The 16,303-nt window shown below is 34.2% G+C and carries 14 protein-coding genes; 6 read left to right on the forward strand and 8 right to left on the reverse strand.

From position 1 onward, the window contains the following. Window positions 1–183: 183 nt before the first annotated feature. Window positions 184–1,947 carry a S8 family peptidase gene (locus tag Anndu_RS03535; RefSeq protein ID WP_464104028.1) on the reverse strand — a complete coding sequence of 588 codons (1,764 nt, stop codon included), beginning with the start codon at window positions 1,945–1,947 and terminating at the stop codon, window positions 184–186. 210 nt (window positions 1,948–2,157) lie between these two features. On the opposite strand from Anndu_RS03535, the gene Anndu_RS03540 reads away from it, so the two are divergent. Beyond that, entirely contained in the window at window positions 2,158–3,339 is a 1,182-nt protein-coding gene (locus Anndu_RS03540; RefSeq protein WP_464103045.1) for an RtcB family protein, read from the forward strand. 98 nt (window positions 3,340–3,437) lie between these two features. Here Anndu_RS03540 and aepY read toward each other — a convergent pair whose 3' ends face one another. Then, the gene (aepY, locus tag Anndu_RS03545) at window positions 3,438–4,577 is read right to left on the reverse strand and encodes a phosphonopyruvate decarboxylase (RefSeq protein ID WP_464103046.1); all 1,140 of its coding nucleotides are present in this window, start codon (window positions 4,575–4,577) and stop codon (window positions 3,438–3,440) included. Window positions 4,578–4,832: 255 nt separating this feature from the next. Here aepY and Anndu_RS03550 point away from each other — a divergent pair, with 255 nt between their 5' ends. From Anndu_RS03550 to Anndu_RS03560, 3 genes are read left to right on the forward strand one after another with little or no spacing between them, the layout of a single operon-like run. Continuing rightward, window positions 4,833–6,095, forward strand: a complete 1,263-nt coding sequence (locus Anndu_RS03550; protein WP_464103047.1) for a M16 family metallopeptidase — start codon at window positions 4,833–4,835, stop codon at window positions 6,093–6,095. A gap of 26 nt (window positions 6,096–6,121) precedes the next feature. Next, entirely contained in the window at window positions 6,122–6,253 is a 132-nt protein-coding gene (locus Anndu_RS03555; protein ID WP_464103048.1) for a hypothetical protein, read from the forward strand. A gap of 26 nt (window positions 6,254–6,279) precedes the next feature. Then, window positions 6,280–7,518, forward strand: coding sequence for a M16 family metallopeptidase (locus tag Anndu_RS03560; protein ID WP_464103049.1), 1,239 nt, complete (start codon window positions 6,280–6,282; stop codon window positions 7,516–7,518). Between the two features lie 73 nt (window positions 7,519–7,591). On the opposite strand, the gene Anndu_RS03565 is transcribed toward Anndu_RS03560, so the two are convergent. From Anndu_RS03565 to Anndu_RS03575, 3 genes are all read right to left on the reverse strand, one after another. Then, a complete protein-coding gene (locus tag Anndu_RS03565) occupies window positions 7,592–8,278 on the reverse strand; it encodes a GUN4 N-terminal ARM-like repeat domain-containing protein (RefSeq protein WP_464103050.1) in 687 nt (228 codons plus the stop codon). A gap of 265 nt (window positions 8,279–8,543) precedes the next feature. Further along, window positions 8,544–10,490 (reverse strand): S9 family peptidase, encoded by a 1,947-nt coding sequence (locus Anndu_RS03570; protein ID WP_464103051.1) that lies wholly within the window; start codon window positions 10,488–10,490, stop codon window positions 8,544–8,546. 240 nt (window positions 10,491–10,730) lie between these two features. Beyond that, a complete protein-coding gene (locus Anndu_RS03575; protein ID WP_464103052.1) occupies window positions 10,731–11,546 on the reverse strand; it encodes a DUF1350 family protein in 816 nt (271 codons plus the stop codon). 59 nt (window positions 11,547–11,605) lie between these two features. Between Anndu_RS03575 and Anndu_RS03580 the strand changes: the two genes are divergently transcribed. Beyond that, complete coding sequence (locus Anndu_RS03580) at window positions 11,606–12,796, forward strand: Ycf66 family protein (protein WP_464103053.1); 1,191 nt, start codon at window positions 11,606–11,608, stop codon at window positions 12,794–12,796. 119 nt (window positions 12,797–12,915) lie between these two features. Here the strand turns inward: Anndu_RS03580 and Anndu_RS03585 are convergent, their stop codons facing one another. The 3 genes from Anndu_RS03585 to Anndu_RS03595 form a co-directional block, all read right to left on the reverse strand. Continuing rightward, a complete protein-coding gene (locus Anndu_RS03585) occupies window positions 12,916–13,044 on the reverse strand; it encodes a hypothetical protein (RefSeq protein WP_464103054.1) in 129 nt (42 codons plus the stop codon). Window positions 13,045–13,133: 89 nt separating this feature from the next. Continuing rightward, window positions 13,134–14,012 carry a F0F1 ATP synthase subunit gamma gene (locus tag Anndu_RS03590; RefSeq protein WP_464103055.1) on the reverse strand — a complete coding sequence of 293 codons (879 nt, stop codon included), beginning with the start codon at window positions 14,010–14,012 and terminating at the stop codon, window positions 13,134–13,136. Between the two features lie 106 nt (window positions 14,013–14,118). Continuing rightward, complete coding sequence (locus Anndu_RS03595) at window positions 14,119–15,198, reverse strand: RuBisCO accumulation factor 1 (RefSeq protein WP_464103056.1); 1,080 nt, start codon at window positions 15,196–15,198, stop codon at window positions 14,119–14,121. Window positions 15,199–15,343: 145 nt separating this feature from the next. Between Anndu_RS03595 and Anndu_RS03600 the strand changes: the two genes are divergently transcribed. After that, window positions 15,344–16,288: an NAD-dependent epimerase/dehydratase family protein gene (locus tag Anndu_RS03600; protein ID WP_464104029.1), complete on the forward strand. Its 945-nt coding sequence runs from the start codon at window positions 15,344–15,346 to the stop codon at window positions 16,286–16,288. Window positions 16,289–16,303 lie beyond the last annotated feature (15 nt).

Consider the following 16,303-nt stretch of genomic DNA (forward strand, 5'->3'; position numbering starts at 1 on the left):
TTATTAGTCATTTGTGATGTGTAAAAATATTTTAACTCTAAACTGGGTTTTTTTATTTAATTTTATTTAAAATTAAATAAATTATGTTTAAATAATTCACCCTCGCCCTATGGATAGGAGGTTGGGGGGTGAGGGCTAACAAATTTAAGTTCAATAAATTAAACTTAAATTGTTAATTGATAATTAATTCCATTTTTCCTGTACCACTAAACGCCCTAAACCAAAGCATAGCACCGCATTGGCCACCAAAAAGCCTTTGGCCAATGCTCCACTGCCTAAGCCCCATAACACAGGTGACATAAAGGTTGTGACGATTAAACAGGAAGCCACCCCCAAACAAGCGCCTACCCCAAACCATTTCCAAGTTTGATGGCCGGCCAATAAAGCCACCAACAGAAACGGTATTAAGACACTGGCAAAAATCGGATTTAACTCAGAATTGGCCATGACTGCATTCCCTAACTCTGGAATAGATGATCCCAGTAGGCGGAAACCCCATTGGGGCAAGTCAAACACATAAAAACCCTGTAAGGGAAATAAACCACAACTTCCCGCTACGATCCCTCCCGTTAAAGCCCAATTAAAACCGAAAGGAACATAATTGCGTAAAATAAAAGCCAATAAATATGAGCCTATAACCATTAAAATCTTAGGTAAAAATGCTATTGCTCCGCCATCAATCCAAAAAACAGGGTTTAAATAACCATTATCCCGTAACCAACGGAAAAAATCATTAACCGTGATTTGTCCTTTTAATGCGAGTTTTACTGCTTGACCTGCATCTAATTTTCCTGCCCCAAAATGATTGAGGGGATCCTGATTAACTTTAGTAGCAGAGGTTTTGAGGATTTGTAACACATCTTGGGGATCGGAAACGCCACTGGCTTTAATTAAAGCGGCTACTCCTGCCACATGGGGAGAAGCCATACTTGTACCCTGAAAACCGCCAAATATGGGCATTTCCGTTTCTGGATCAATGGTTTCTTGAATAATTTTGCCATTTTCACCACCACCTGGGGCGGAAATGTCCACACCTGCCCCAAAATTAGAATAGGGGGCTTTTTCTCCGGCCGCATCTAAAGCCGAAACGCTGATAACTTTAGGGTAACGAGCGGGATAGGTAGAGGCATTTTCATTGGAATTTCCGGCGGCCGCCACGATCACCACCCCTTTACTATAGGCATAGTCAATTGCTTCCTTCATCAAACGGCTTTCACCGCCACCGCCTAAACTCAGATTAATCACTTGAGCGCCATTATCAGTTGCAAAACGGATTCCTTCTGCAATATCAGAAATTGTACCTCCGCCATTTTTACTTAATACTTTAATGGGCATAATTTTGGCTTTATAAGCAATACCGGCCACCCCATAATTATTATTAGTTGATTGGGCGATCGTTCCTGCGACATGAGTACCATGACCTAGATCATCAATCGTATTAATTCGATCGTTTATAAAATCATAACCTTGCACAAATTTGGTTTGTTGTAAATCAGGTACAGGGCTAACTCCGGTATCTATTACTGCTATGGTAATACCTTCACCTTGAGTATCATTCCAAGCTTGTTCAATATTGATATTTTTTAAATTCCATTGTTTATGATAATCAGGATCATTTGGTTGTTCTAAGGCATTATAAATATAATTTGGCTCAATATATTCTGTCTGACTTTTAAGCAAAGATCTTTTTAATTTTTTGAGTAAATTTTGATTACCTTTAACGATATAAATTTGATCGGAAATAGAAAAAGCACTATTCAAATTTACTTGTTGATTATAAAGTTGATTAATGTTTTTTAATGCTTGAGTTACTTGTGTTGAAGATATATCTTCACGAAAATCTAAGACAATCGAATCATATTGACCTTTAGTTGCTAAACCTTGAAAATTAATTAAGGCAAAACTAATACCAATAATAAATAAGCAAAATAATAATAATTTTTTCATCATAAAATATTCTTAATTTTAATTTTTTGGCGATGATCAATTGGAGAAAATAATTTAGGAGTGCTATATTTTCTTTTATCATAATCTTACTTTTTCCAAAATAGGTAAATTCTTTTTTGTCATTAATCCCTTGTAATTTTTAGAAAAATTTTAGATTTCTTTTTTTTATCGTGTTACAATAATAATACATTGTTGAAATTTAAAATTTATATGCCATACGAACAATTAAAAATCAAAACAGAAAAGCCCGTCTTATCATGGGCGGGGCATGATCTAGCCTCACAAGAATTATTAATGGCCAAAAATGTGGCCTCTTTGCCCTTTGTGTTTAAGCACGTTTCCCTAATGCCGGATGTGCATTTGGGAATCGGAGCTTTAGTAGGCTCAGTAATTGCCACCAAAGACGCTATTATTCCGGCGGCGGTGGGGGTGGATATTGGTTGTGGGATGTGTGCGATTCAACTCCTATTTAAAGCAGAACAATTAGAGGGAAAACTCAAAAAAATTCGTCAAGAAATTGAGGAAGCGATCCCCGTTGGTTTTGCTGAAAATAAGGAAATTGAAAAAGCCGTTACCAACTGGCAAGGCTGGAGAGACTTTCAAGAATTGCATCAAGGGGTGCAAGACTTGGAAGGAAAGGCCATTAAACAATTAGGATCCCTCGGTGGCGGAAATCATTTTATCGAGGTTTGTCTCGATACAGAGGATCATGTTTGGTTAATGTTACATTCAGGTTCTCGTCATATTGGGAATAAATTGGCTGAATGTCATATTAATACGGCTAAAAATTTAGCGAAAATGGCTCAGATCGTATTGCCCGATCGAGATCTGGCCTATTTTGTAGCAGGAACTCCCGAATTTCAGGCTTATTGGCGTGATCTACAATGGGCGCAAAATTATGCCCATTATAATCGGGATGTGATGATGGCACGTTTTAAACGAATTATGGAAAAACATTTAGCAGGAGGTAAGCCTACAAAACCGGTAATTACTGTTAACTGTCATCATAATTATGCGGAAAAAGAATTGCATTTTGGCGAGGAAGTTTATGTCACTCGTAAAGGTGCGGTAAGAGCCAGAGAAGACGATTATGGCATTATTCCGGGTTCAATGGGTGCTAAATCTTTTATTGTTAAAGGTAAGGGAAATCATGATAGTTATTGTTCGTGTTCCCATGGTGCAGGCCGTTTAATGTCTCGTGGTGAAGCGAAAAGAAAATTCAGTTTAGATGATGTGATTGAACAAACTAAAGGAGTAGAATGTCGCAAAGATACGGGGGTTATTGATGAAATTCCGGGCGCTTATAAACCGATTGAAAAAGTAATGCAAAATCAATCAGATCTAGTTGAAATTGTAGCTACTTTAAAACAAGTTTTATGTGTTAAAGGTTAATTTATATTTGATAGTTAGTAGCCAAAAAATTCGGTGATTTTAATAAGGCAGTTAAAAGTTTCTAAAACTGCCTTAAATTAAGAATTTTTTAAATTTTTTTAGAGATATTTTCTTAATCTTTTTAATACTTGATCCGGTGATAAATTGGGACGTGGTAAATTTTTATTTGTACCTGCTTTAATTCTTAAATGTCCAAATTTTACTCCCTTACTGTCACAATTAATTAACTTATTAATTAAGTTTAAATCATTACCTTCTAAAGCTATTTCATAACCACAACTATGGGCAATTTTGGCAAAAGAAACTCTTTGAGAAACTGTTGCTTGAGAGCCTGTAGAATCATGTACAGAATTATCTAAAAGTAAGTGATATAAATTTCCTTTTCCATAGGTTCCAATAGTGGCAAAATTGCCCATTCTCATTAATCCTGCCCCGTCTCCATCTATGATAATTACTTTTAAATCAGGTCGCGCTAAACTTAAGCCTAAGCCCAAAGAAGACGCACAGCCCATTGATCCCACTAGATAAAGCTGATTAGGGCGATCGGCGATCGCAAATAATTCTCTCCCTGTAAAACCCGTTGTACCTATAAGCACTGTATTTTCTTCTGGAGTGAGGCTTATAATGCGTTCTAAGGCTTCTTGACGGCTGTGAAGGTCATTTTTGACCTGAAAGTAAGATTGAACGGGTTTAACATCGGTTTTGGGGGTGGGGATGCTTTCTTGTTCAAGGGGAACGGGTGCAACCGTGCCTTTACGCATCACTAAAGCATAAGGCCTACTTTCTTGATTAAAATAGTTTTCAATTCTGTCTAAAAGAGGGGGAATTTCTGTTGCTAAAGTGGGGAAATATTCCCAAGGAATTTCCATTAAATCAAGCATTTTTTCCGTAATTTGTCCCATTAATTCATGTTGAGGTTCATCTTTTAAATTAGGATCTCCTCGTAAAGTCGTAATTAAAATAAAGGGGATCCGAAAAGTATAAGCAAGGGAAGTTAAGGGGTTAATGGCATTACCTAAACCGGAATTTTGCATCATCACAATGCCTTTTTTTCCACCAATATTTAAACCACAAATTGTTGCTAAAGCATCTCCTTCATTGGCGGAAGAAATATAAGTTAAGTTGGGATCATTAATTACATAATTAATAAAAGGTGTAAGGAAAGAACAGGGTACTCCTGCATAATATTCAAAACCTTTATTTCGGGTGATTTCGACAAATTCTTGAGCTTCAATCATTGCTAATTAAAATAATTAAATAATTTTTTTATTATACCTTGTTTTGTTAACCTCCCGCCTAAAGCCTTTCTAACTCTAATTATTTTTAAAAAATTAGAGTTAGGGGTAACGGCCATTGATCCCCAAATTAGTTTACAGGATTAGATGTTATGATTTAAAAATAAAAATTTTTAAAGAAAAAGTAAAAATAGGGTTAAGATAATAACATCCATTATTAATCATAGGTTCTAAAGGTTGCAACAACTATCCTTTTCCATGGAAAACCGTCAAAGTTCTTTCCCTGCTAACATCTTCACTTTAGATCAGGGTTTAACTCTAGTGCATCAACATATTGCCGCTACCCCTGTGGTGGTAGCTGATATTTGGGTTCGGGCCGGTGCAATGGCTGAACCCCTACAATGGAACGGCATGGCACATTTTTTGGAACACATGATTTTTAAGGGTAGTAAGCGTATTCCCCCCGGATGGTTCGATCTTGCGATCGAAAATCAAGGGGGCATGACTAACGCCGCCACCAGTCACGATTATGCTCACTTTTACCTCACAACGGCTAATCACTGTTTTAAAGATACTTTCCCCTATTTAGCTGAAATTTTATTACAGGCACAAATCCCCGATGCTGAGTTTATAAAAGAATTAGATGTAGTTTTAGAAGAAATTAGGGGGAGTTATGATGATCCTGATTGGGTAAGTTTTCAGACTCTTTGTGAGACTATTTATCAAAATCATCCTTATGGGCGTTCAATTTTAGGACAAGAGGAACAATTAATCAAATATACTCCGAATCAAATGCGCTGTTTTCACCAGACTTATTATCAACCAGAAAATATTACGGTGGTAATTGTGGGGGGAATTACGGAAAAAGAAGCAGTAAATTTAATGGAAAAATATGTTAATAATCAGTTTTTAGTTAGATCGGAATCACCTGCGGCCATCGCTGAAGCTGAACCCCCCTTGATCGGTATTCGGCGCAGTGAAATACACATACCACGTTTAGAACATTCTCGCCTATCTATGGGGTGGATCGGCCCTGGGGTGGAAAATTTGGCCGATGGTTTTGGCTTGGATCTATTGTCGGCGGTGTTGGCCGGAAGTTCCACTTCTCGCTTAGTGCAGGAGTTACGGGAGGAGGATCATCTAGTTTTAGATATTTGCAGTAATTTTTCTTTACAACAGGATTCTAGTTTATTAACGGTGAGTGCATGGTTAGAATCAGAGGATTTAGAGTTAGTAGAGCAACGCATCGGCGACCGCATCCGTCAATTACAAAATGAGCAACTTTCTGAGTTAGAATTAGCAAGATTTAAAAGAATGTTATGTAATGATTATACATTTTCAACGGAAACCCCCGGCCAATTAGCTGGATTATATGGTTATTATGCTACCATTGCTAAACCTGAATTAGCGGTAATTTATCCCTCAGAAATCAGAAAAATTAATCCCTATCAGTTACAAAGATTGGCACAACAATATTTATCCTCCGAAAATTATGCTATTAGTATTTTAAAACCCTGTTAATAATAATTGATAATGGATAATTGATAATGGACAATGAAGAATTATGTAGCAGATTAAATATTAATAAAAAAGATGGTTATAATTCAACAATTAAAGATTTAGAAGAAAATTTAAAACTCTTAACTGCTATTATTAAGACAGCCAAAAATAACAATTAATTATTAATTATCCATTCTCTATTATTATGATTCATCAGTCTATTAATCGTTGTGTTTTAAATAACGGAATTAAATTAATTACCATTGAAAATAATACTGCCGATGTGATCGCCGGAAGGATTTTTTTGCAAAAGGCCGGGGCTTTATGGGAAACGAGAGAAAAGGCCGGTTTATCCCATCTTTTATCTGCTGTTTTAACTAAAGGCACACAAAAATTATCGGCGATCGAAATTGCGGAAAAAGTTGAGTTTATCGGGGCAAACTTAGGCACTGAGGCGGCTTCTGATTATTTTGTGATGGGTATTAAAACTGTGACCAAAGATTTTTTATCAATCTTAAATTTAGCGGCTGAAATCCTCAGATTTCCCTCTTTTCCCGAAGATGAGGTAAAATTAGAGAAAAAATTAGCATTACAGAGTATACGCTCCCAATTAGAACAACCTTTTAATGTAGCCTATAATCAGTTAAGGGAGGCGATGTATCCCGATCATCCCTATGGCTGTTCAATTTTAGGTACGGCGGAAACCCTTGAAAATCTGACCCGTGAGGATTTATTAAATTATCATCAAGCCTATTTTCGGCCGGATAATATAACTATTAGTTTATCAGGTAATTTAACCCATGAACAGGGTTTAAATTGGGTTAATTCGGTGTTTAATAGTTGGGAAATCCCTCAAGAATCTTTACCTGAGTTACATTTACCTCTGATTAATTCCCAACCTAGTGAAAAATTTATCCCTCAAGATAGTCAACAAACCATTATTATGTTAGGTTATCTGGCTAGTGGGGTATTAAGTGAAGATTATCCGATTTTAAAGTTAATTAATACCTATTTAGGGAACGGTTTATCGAGTCGTTTATTTGTGGAATTAAGGGAAAAAAGAGGATTAGCTTATGATGTTTCTGCTTTTTATCCTACAAGGTTAGATTCTTCTCAGTTTGTAGTGTATATTGGGACTGCTCCCCATAATAGATCGATCGCACTAGAAGGCTTGAAAAAAGAAGTAGATCGCCTGTGTCAAGACGAATTATCCCCTAGTGAGGTACAAGGGGCGAAAAATAAATTATTAGGGCAGTATGCTTTAGGGAAACAGACTAACTCAGAATTAGCTCAGATTTATGGCTGGTATGAAAATTTAGGATTAGGATTAGAATTTGATGAGGAATTTCAAGGCAAAATTAAAGAAATTACACCCCAAATGATCTATCAAACAGCTAATAAATATTTTCAAAATCCTTATATTTCGATCGTTGGTGATAATTAATCTTAAAAATTAGCTTCAACAATTGACAATTACCTCTACTTAAAAGTAGAGGATTAAAAATAAGGAAAAATTTTTATTTTGACCAAACAGGGTGAGATAAAAGAGAATTAATAACTCGACTTCCTCTTAATTGATTGGATAACGGTAGATGACCTTTTGGCGCACTGAGATCCCAAATAAATTCTTTAGGATAACGAGTCCAATTATTATTTTTTCTCCAGCCAATTTGATCCCACATTTTAACAAAATTTTTGTCAAGGGAAAGCCAAATTGAGCGCTGAACTGAAAAGCCAAATTTTCCTTGGGAATGGATCACCCATAATTGATCAATCGTGAGTAAATCTGTATGAGGAAAGCCTTCTACTTCAGTAAAATAAAGCCATTTGCGTTTAATGGCCATTTCTCCGGCTAACTCACATAATTTTTGTGAGGTAATTAGATCCGCTTCTTGAAAATTTCCCTCTGCTAAAGCTTGTTGTAAAGGAAAATAATCAATATTACGCTCTGATTTTAAAGGAATAATTCCAGTGGGAAATTGATGCTTGAGAAAATCTTGAAACTCAGGAATTTGGCTTTGATAAAGAGTTTGATAAATTTGGCCTAAGATTAAATTAGGAGTTTGTTCTTGATTTTGGGAGAGAAAATCCCTCAGTATACTTAAGCCTTCATTACCATTATCTTTTAATTCAGAGATGATTTGAAGTTGTTGTTTTTCTGAAGACGAATGGAATTTTTCTGCTAATTCCCGAATATCACCCATAATTAACTAAATTTATTTAAAGATATTTGTTATTATGTGATCATCTTATCATATCATAATCTTTATGACTAATTTTTCTCTAAAAGAATGAATCAAACTAGAGGTTTACTTTCAATAATTGTTTAAATTTTTAGGTGAATTTCCTGACTAAATCCTAATACCATTATTATGATATTTTGGTTTTGATTTTGAGAGTTAGTCAGGGTATTGTTAACGGTTTTTGATCATTCTAAATAAAGCCTTAGAAGCTTAAAATATAACTATCCTAAGAGTTTAAATTAATAATTTCCACTGGTTCAATTTGATCGGCCGGTTCAAAATTAAAAATTTTTGCATAAAAGTAAAATTCTCCATCTAATGAGCGTTTAATATTCTCTGCTTGACGAAAACCGTGTTGTTCTCCTTCAAATGGCACATAAGCAACGGGTAAACCCTTTTGAGTTAAGACTTTAACCATCATTTCGGCTTGGTTGGGGGGTACAACTTTATCTTCTAAGCCTTGAAAGAAAATAATCGGGCAGGATAAACCCTCTGTAAAATGGATTGGCGATCGCTGATAATAAACCTCTTTTTCCTCTGGATATGCTCCGATTAAATTGTCTAAATAACGGGCTTCAAATTTATGAGTATCCTGAGCTAAGGCTTCTAAATCACTGATGCCATAATAACTTGCCCCTGCTTTAAAGGTATGATGGAAGGTTAAGGCCGCTAATGTAGTATAACCCCCTGCACTTCCTCCGGCGATCGCTAATTTTTGACGATCGGCCTTGCCCTGTTGGGCTAGATATTCCGCCCCATTAACGCAGTCTTCCACATCCACTAAACCCCATTGACGGTTTAATTTTTCCCGATAGGCACGGCCGTAACCCGTACTACCACCATAATTCACATCTAAAAAAGCAAAGCCCCGACTTGTCCAATATTGGATTCTTAAATTAAAACTGGACGATGCGGCCGCCGTTGGCCCGCCATGACTTTTGACTAATAAGGGAGGTAATTCTCCTTTTGGGGCTATAAAATCACCGTTTTTGGGAGGGTAATACCAAGCATAGGCGACTCCATGATTACTGGGGAAAGAAATTTGCTCAGGAATAGATAAATATTTAGGGTCAATTTTTAAGGTTGTAGCCTGACATAATATCTGATAATTTTGTGAGTTTAAATCTAATTTAACTACGGCTGTGGGTTGAGTGGCAGATGCTCCGATAAAAACTGCAAATTGTTGATTAACTTGTAGATAGGAAATACTAGAAAAAGGCAAATTTAACTCTTGAAAATGCTTAGTTTTCCCATTTAAACGAGCTAAGTTCCAAGTGCCATTATTAGTATAAGTACAGAGTAAATCACTATCAGAAATAAAGTCAAAAATTGACTCCCCAAATACCCAATGGGGATAACCAAATTCCTTTTCTGATGGGTATAAAGGCTCAATTATTCCCCTTTCATTAAGATGGTAAAGATTCCACCATCCCGTTTTATCACTGGCAAAATAAAGTTCATGATCTAATGACCATTTTAGCTCACAAATTGATTCATTTTCACTTCCGGCAATGACTTTTATTTGTGTTAATAAACCTTGATCATTTATTTGAGCTAATGATAAAAATGTACCGTCCCAAGGCAAATTAGGATGATTCCAACTTAGCCAAGCTAAATATTGACCATCTGGAGATAATTTAGGGGATGCAAAAAAGTCGTTTCCGGTAACTATTTTTTGCACATTTCCTGTTAATAAATCAATGGAAACTAAGCAATTTTCTGGCTCTTTAAAGTTGGGATCATGGTGTTCTCCCACTGCGATTAAACGCTGTCTTTTTTCGTCTAAAATGGCATCAGCAAAACGCCAATTTTCAGAGTTAGTTAATGGTTGAGGTAGAGCGTCTAAATTTGTTAAATCTTGACGATAAATTTGTTGATCTTGAAAGTTAGAAAAATAAATTTTATTTTCCGTAATTAAAAATGCTCCGCCACCATATTCATGGACTCTTGTGCGCACATTAAAATTAATGGGAGTAAGGTCTATTTTTTCGCCATTTTGATTATATTTAACAATAACATTACGGCCTTTTTCTTGGGGGCGACTTTCTAGCCAATAAATGTTATTATTTTGGTCAATTTTAACGGAACTAAGGCCAATGAAATTAGAGACGATTAAATCTGAAGAAATGGGAGATTTCCACTCTCCATAAGATTTGATTTGAGGTTGATTCATAAATTTAATATTGATTTATTTTTGATGTTAAATGATGTAATTTTATCATTAATTTGTAAGAATTAGCCTAAACCCTAAAGGGTTAGGCTATATAAACAAAGTCTGCCTGTGCAGAGTTCATTTCAGACTGGGTAGGTAGTCTTTGTTTTTGTAGCATTAAGGCTTTAGCCTTAACCTAATGTAATGAAATAAAATCTATAATTATCAATTATTAATTAATTGTTAATTATTAATTATTAATTATCTATGATCAATTAATAATTGACTAGGGTTAAGCCAACGGATAATTTCACGATTTAATTGGGTTAAATCTTTTGATAATTCTTGTTTAAACCATTGGCCAACGGTATCAATAGGAGCAAACATTTCTTTTAATTCTCCTAAGTTCATCATGCTAAAAAAATCACCCATTTTAAAGTCTATATTTTGACCTAATGGTGTTAAATGATTTCCCGATAAATTTAGTTGAGAAACCATATTAGGAAACCGATTTTTTAAGACAGGTGTTAAGATTTTAGTTTGATCTAAAGTATCATAATGAAATCTAATTAATAAATTACGTTTAATCTTATATTCTTGGGTAATTAATTGATGAGTTTCATCGGGAGTTGGGGTAAATTCAATTTGAAAAGTTTTATCTATTTCTAATTGTTCAACTAAAGGAATTGAACGATTAATGGGAAAATTATTATAGGATATTAAAATATTTCCTGCCCTTTCAACAGAAAATAAACTTCCTATTAATAAATGTAATTTACAGCCCATACTATGGCCAACCCCATAAATAGGTAAATATCCTAGATTCAATTGATGATATAATCGGGTGGTGAGATTTTCAAAACGGTTTAAAACATCACGCGCGATCGCTGTGTGATCGAGGGTATTAATAAAAGGGGTGGTAATGACGGCATAACCCGCTTGGGCTAAGTCTTCCAATAGCCAACGATAACTTAATTGCGGTACACTGCCAATAAAAGCTCCCCCTAAAAAGTGTATAATACCGATGGGTTGATGAGGAATTAACAACCAATTACCAGAAATTTCTTGCCAGTCCATAGATCAAAATTTTATTTAACATTTATTTAATTTTATCGGAAAAAAAGGAGTATAGGAAAATGTTATCATACATTCTGGCGATCGCCGTTGGTTTGGGTAGTTTAAGCCTTTATTTAGCGACTTTTGTTAAGCCTCATCTTCATCGCAAAGATGATTTTATTTTAAGTGGACTCGGTTTATTTTATGCTTTAGTTTTATGGACTTGTGCAGGAAGGATCACCGGAGGAGTATTATTAGGCCAAGTGGCTGGAGTGGCTTTATTAAGTTGGTTTGTTTGGGAAACTTTATCTTTAAGAGGAATTTTCACCAAACCCGATCCAGAAACGGTTATTTCTGAAGTGGCAAAAAGCAAAATTGAGGAAGTTTCTTTAAGTAAATTATTTAATCAAATTGTTAATAAATTTAATCAAAAACCTGTGATTAATAATATTCCTACTCCTTCAATTTCTGTTGAAAATAATGTTGAAAAATCGGAAAATATAGCGCCAAATTTGGAAACTGCTTCCATATCTTTTGATGAAATTGAAACAAAAGTTGAACCTGCGGAGGAAATAGTTGAAATTGAGGCCGAAACTACTCCAGAAATGACAATTGATAATGAAGAAATTTTAGAAGAAAGCCCGGCCGAAATAGCAGAAATTAAGCAAGAAATTATCCCCCCTCTGGAGACTGAAACTGAAGAATCAATTGAAATTAAACCTATCCCTTCTGTTGTTAATATGGAAGAAAAAAAAGGTTTTTCTTTTAGTAAATTGATCACTAATATTTCCGGTATTTTTAATAAACCAAAAGCTGAAAAACAAGATAATATTGTAGTTACAAATGATCACGAAAATGATGATTTTGATTTAGACGAAACGGAAAATAAATCTAATATTAATGAAATGGTAAAGGAAATTGAAGAAAATTCAAGTCAAGAAATGATTAAAGATCAAGTTGGGGAAACTGAAGTAATAGAAAGTGAAGTGATAGAAATTCAACCTGAAATTAATCAAATTCCATCAGAATTAATGGAATTACAAGAAGCTAATATAAGTGAAGAAATTATAATAGAAGCCACTGCAATTGATGTTAAAGAGGAGGTTATTTTAGTTGAATCAAATGAAACAAATGCAGTGGAAGAAATTAATCAAGATCAGATTATTTTAAGTGAAGAAAAAGAGGAAACTAAAGCAGAAATAACCATTGAAGATCAAGAAATTAAAGATAGTATTAAAGTTAATGATGAGCCAACAGAAATTAAAGAATAAATAAAATTTAATGGTTTTTTCTAACAAAGAAAAAAATTAATTCCTATTAGTAAAAATTAAAAAATTTGATATTATTTAGGGGTCAAGAAAAATTGACCCCCACGCTATTTAAAACAAAATTAGATTCTGATCGCACCGCCATGAATACCCCGATCTCTGTGACGGAAATTAGCTTTAATATTCATTACAGGGTGAGGCATAGGACGATTACTATTTTTCATTTTTGGTTTACGATGATTAATTTTCATAAACATCCTCCTATTTTCAGACTCTATACTTTTATTATGACATATCAATTAATAATTAACATTAAAAAATTATGATCAATTATCAACTTTTAATTGTCAATTGTTAAAGCTTCAAAACCCGAAACTAGATCTAATAATTCATTGTTAATATCAGTTTGTCTAATTTGTTGATATTCTCGATTTAATTCTTCCAAACGATCCTCAATATTTTTCTGTGCTATTTGCATCGCACTTAAACGACTACTATTTTCACTAGCTAACGATCCCGCACAAGCTTGATATAAAGAAATAAATAAATATTGTCTAATTAAAGCAGAAAATAAAGTTTCGGCGGGTAAAGTAAATAAAGGAATCATCTTTGTTTTCCATCGAGTTTTTTCTAATTGTTTTAACCATTTTTGATCTAAAGGTAATAATTGTTTAATCGTTGGTTGATAATTATTTTGATAGGGTTGATTATAAGCTAATAATAAATAATTAATTAATTTTGTTGTTTGTAATTGATCAATTTTTATTAATAATTCTTGAACTAATGGTGTAATTCCTATCACTGAGGCCGGATTAAAAAATTGTTGATTAATTTTAATTTTTTCTATTGCTAAAGGTGCGATTAATCTTGAGCCAATGGTAATAATAATTAAATCTTCTAATTGAATGTTTAAATCTTTTATTTCTTCTAAAGTATGATGTACAATTTGATCATTAAATTGACCACACATTCCCTGATCTGAGCCAAAAATAATTAATATTGTTTCTTGATTATTTTTTTGATTAACTTTAGTGGGGATCTGATTTTTTAAAACCACTTGTAAACCCATTTCCACAGTGCGAGTATAATCAACTAATGATTCAACAGCTTTTTCATATTGACGTAAACTAACGGCCGCCAAAGCTTTCATTGTTTTTACGACTGAGTGTAAATCTTGACAAGTATTAATTTTTCTTTTAATTAAATCTGTCGTAGTCATGATGAATAATTATTGATAACAACTATCTTAATTATAACAGGCTAGAAGCCTGTTTTACTAATAGGTATTTTAAATATTTAAACACCCAAACTATTATTATTTCAATTTAATCATCCATTTGCCAAGGCTCAAGAATATTATTTTCATCAAGGATTTTTTTCGGACGTAACACTAAAACTATTTGCCCAAAAATTTGACCATCTGGTTGATTTTCAAACCATTTTATTTGTAAATTACCATCAGTTTCAATTAAAAAATAAGCATTAATATTCCATTCTTGAATACTACGATCAACTAATAATAAAACTTCCTCTACTTTCCCTGACATCGTAACGGGAAGTTGATCACTTTGCATCAAAATGGCCACGGGATCCCCTGCTTTTAACACTGACTGCCACCCCGGAATGGGAACAATACTCAGATTAGCCGGAGTTTTAGCAACTCTAAAAGGTTCTTCAGCCTCTAAACTAGGGGTTTCTAAAAACGTCTCTTTATTAATGGGAAATTTACCCGCTACTGGCACAATGCGAGGTAATTCTTCTTCAGATTCTAAACGATAGGTAGGTAATAACGGAGCATTAACTTTAGGAGTTACGGAAATATCACTTAATAATTTCTCAATTGCCTCTCTTGCACCATGAGAATAGGCATATTTTAAACCCTGTACAATTAAACGAGTTCTTTCTTGCAGATCTCGTTTATTTTTGGCTCTTTTCCATGCTAGATAAGCCATAGCGTCTCCGGCATGACGGGTAAATTCGGGGGGAAGTTGGGAAATACGATTAATTTCCTGTACTGCTTTCGCTAAATTGTGAGCCTCATCTGCTTCTAATTTTTTTTCATAAGCCACTTGAGCCGCTTCTAATCGTTGTTTTTGATTTAATACTCTTAATTCATATAAAACATCACTGCGAGGCCCTACATAATAATTTAATAATTCCTCTGAAGCATTTTCATTAATTAAACTTTGATAAACATTAAAAGCGACTATAATCAGATTTTGTTGGCTAGTTTGAAAGCCTGTTTGTTCAAAAATATCTTGAGGATTATAGCCATTTTTCTGTAAAATTTGACAGTTTTTCCCCCAATCTGTCCAATTACCTTCTTTATGTAACAACGATCGCATAATTTCTTGGGCTTGATCAGGGGATATTTGAGTAACAAAAGATTGAGTTGTTTCAGTCATAGAAATTAACAATAAAAATATGATAATAAATACTAAAATTAATTATACTTGAAAAGTTGATCAATTTATTATTTTTAATGCCTCGTTTCCATTTATGATAGTAAGAAAATAATAATAATTTTTCTTAATCAGGATAATGAAAAAGATGCGAATTTTAATCATGGGAGGCACTCGTTTTATCGGGGTGTCTTTAACTAAATTATTAGTACAACAGGGGCATGAAGTGGTATTATTTAATCGTGGAAATAAACCCGCACCTGTGGCTGGTGTTACTCAAATTCACGGCGATCGCACCGATGCTAGTCAATTAAAAGAGAAATTAGCCGGCCAAAAATTTGACGCTATTTTTGATAATAATGGTAGGGAATTAGAGGATACTAAGCCTTTAGTAGAATTATTTAAAGATCAAGTAGAGCATTTTGTTTATGTGAGTTCGGCAGGAGTCTATTTATCCTCTGATCAAATGCCTCACAAAGAGGGTGATCAGGTTGATCCCAAAAGCCGTCATAAAGGTAAGTATGAAACAGAGGCTTATTTAGAGTCAATGGGAGTTCCTTATACCTCAATTCGTCCCGTTTATATCTATGGATCGGGTAATTATAATCCGTTAGAATCATGGTTTTTTGACCGTTTAACTCGTAATCATCCGATTTTAATTCCTTCAAATGGTACATATATTACCCAATTAGGTCATGTAGATGATCTAGCGGAGGCGATGGTGAAAGTATTAGGAAATAAAACCGCTATTGGTCAAATTTACAATATTTCTGGCGATCGCTATGTAACTTTTAATGGTTTAGCGAAAGCCTGTGCCGAGGCGATCGGGCTTGATCCCAATGAAATTAAGATTGTACATTATAATCCAAAAGCGTTTAATTTTGGGAAAAGAAAGGCTTTTCCTATCAGAAATCAACACTTTTTTGCCGATATAAATAAAGCAATTAAAGAATTAAATTGGCAACCAAAATATGATTTAATTTCCGGTTTAAAAGAGTCATTTAATAATGATTATTTAGCATTAGGAAAGGATCAAAAAGAAGTTGATTTTTCTTTAGATCAGGAAATTTTAACTAATCTTGAAAATCAATAGAAAAAAGTCCGGAGG

This window comes from Annamia dubia NIES-4383, from assembly GCF_055394725.1.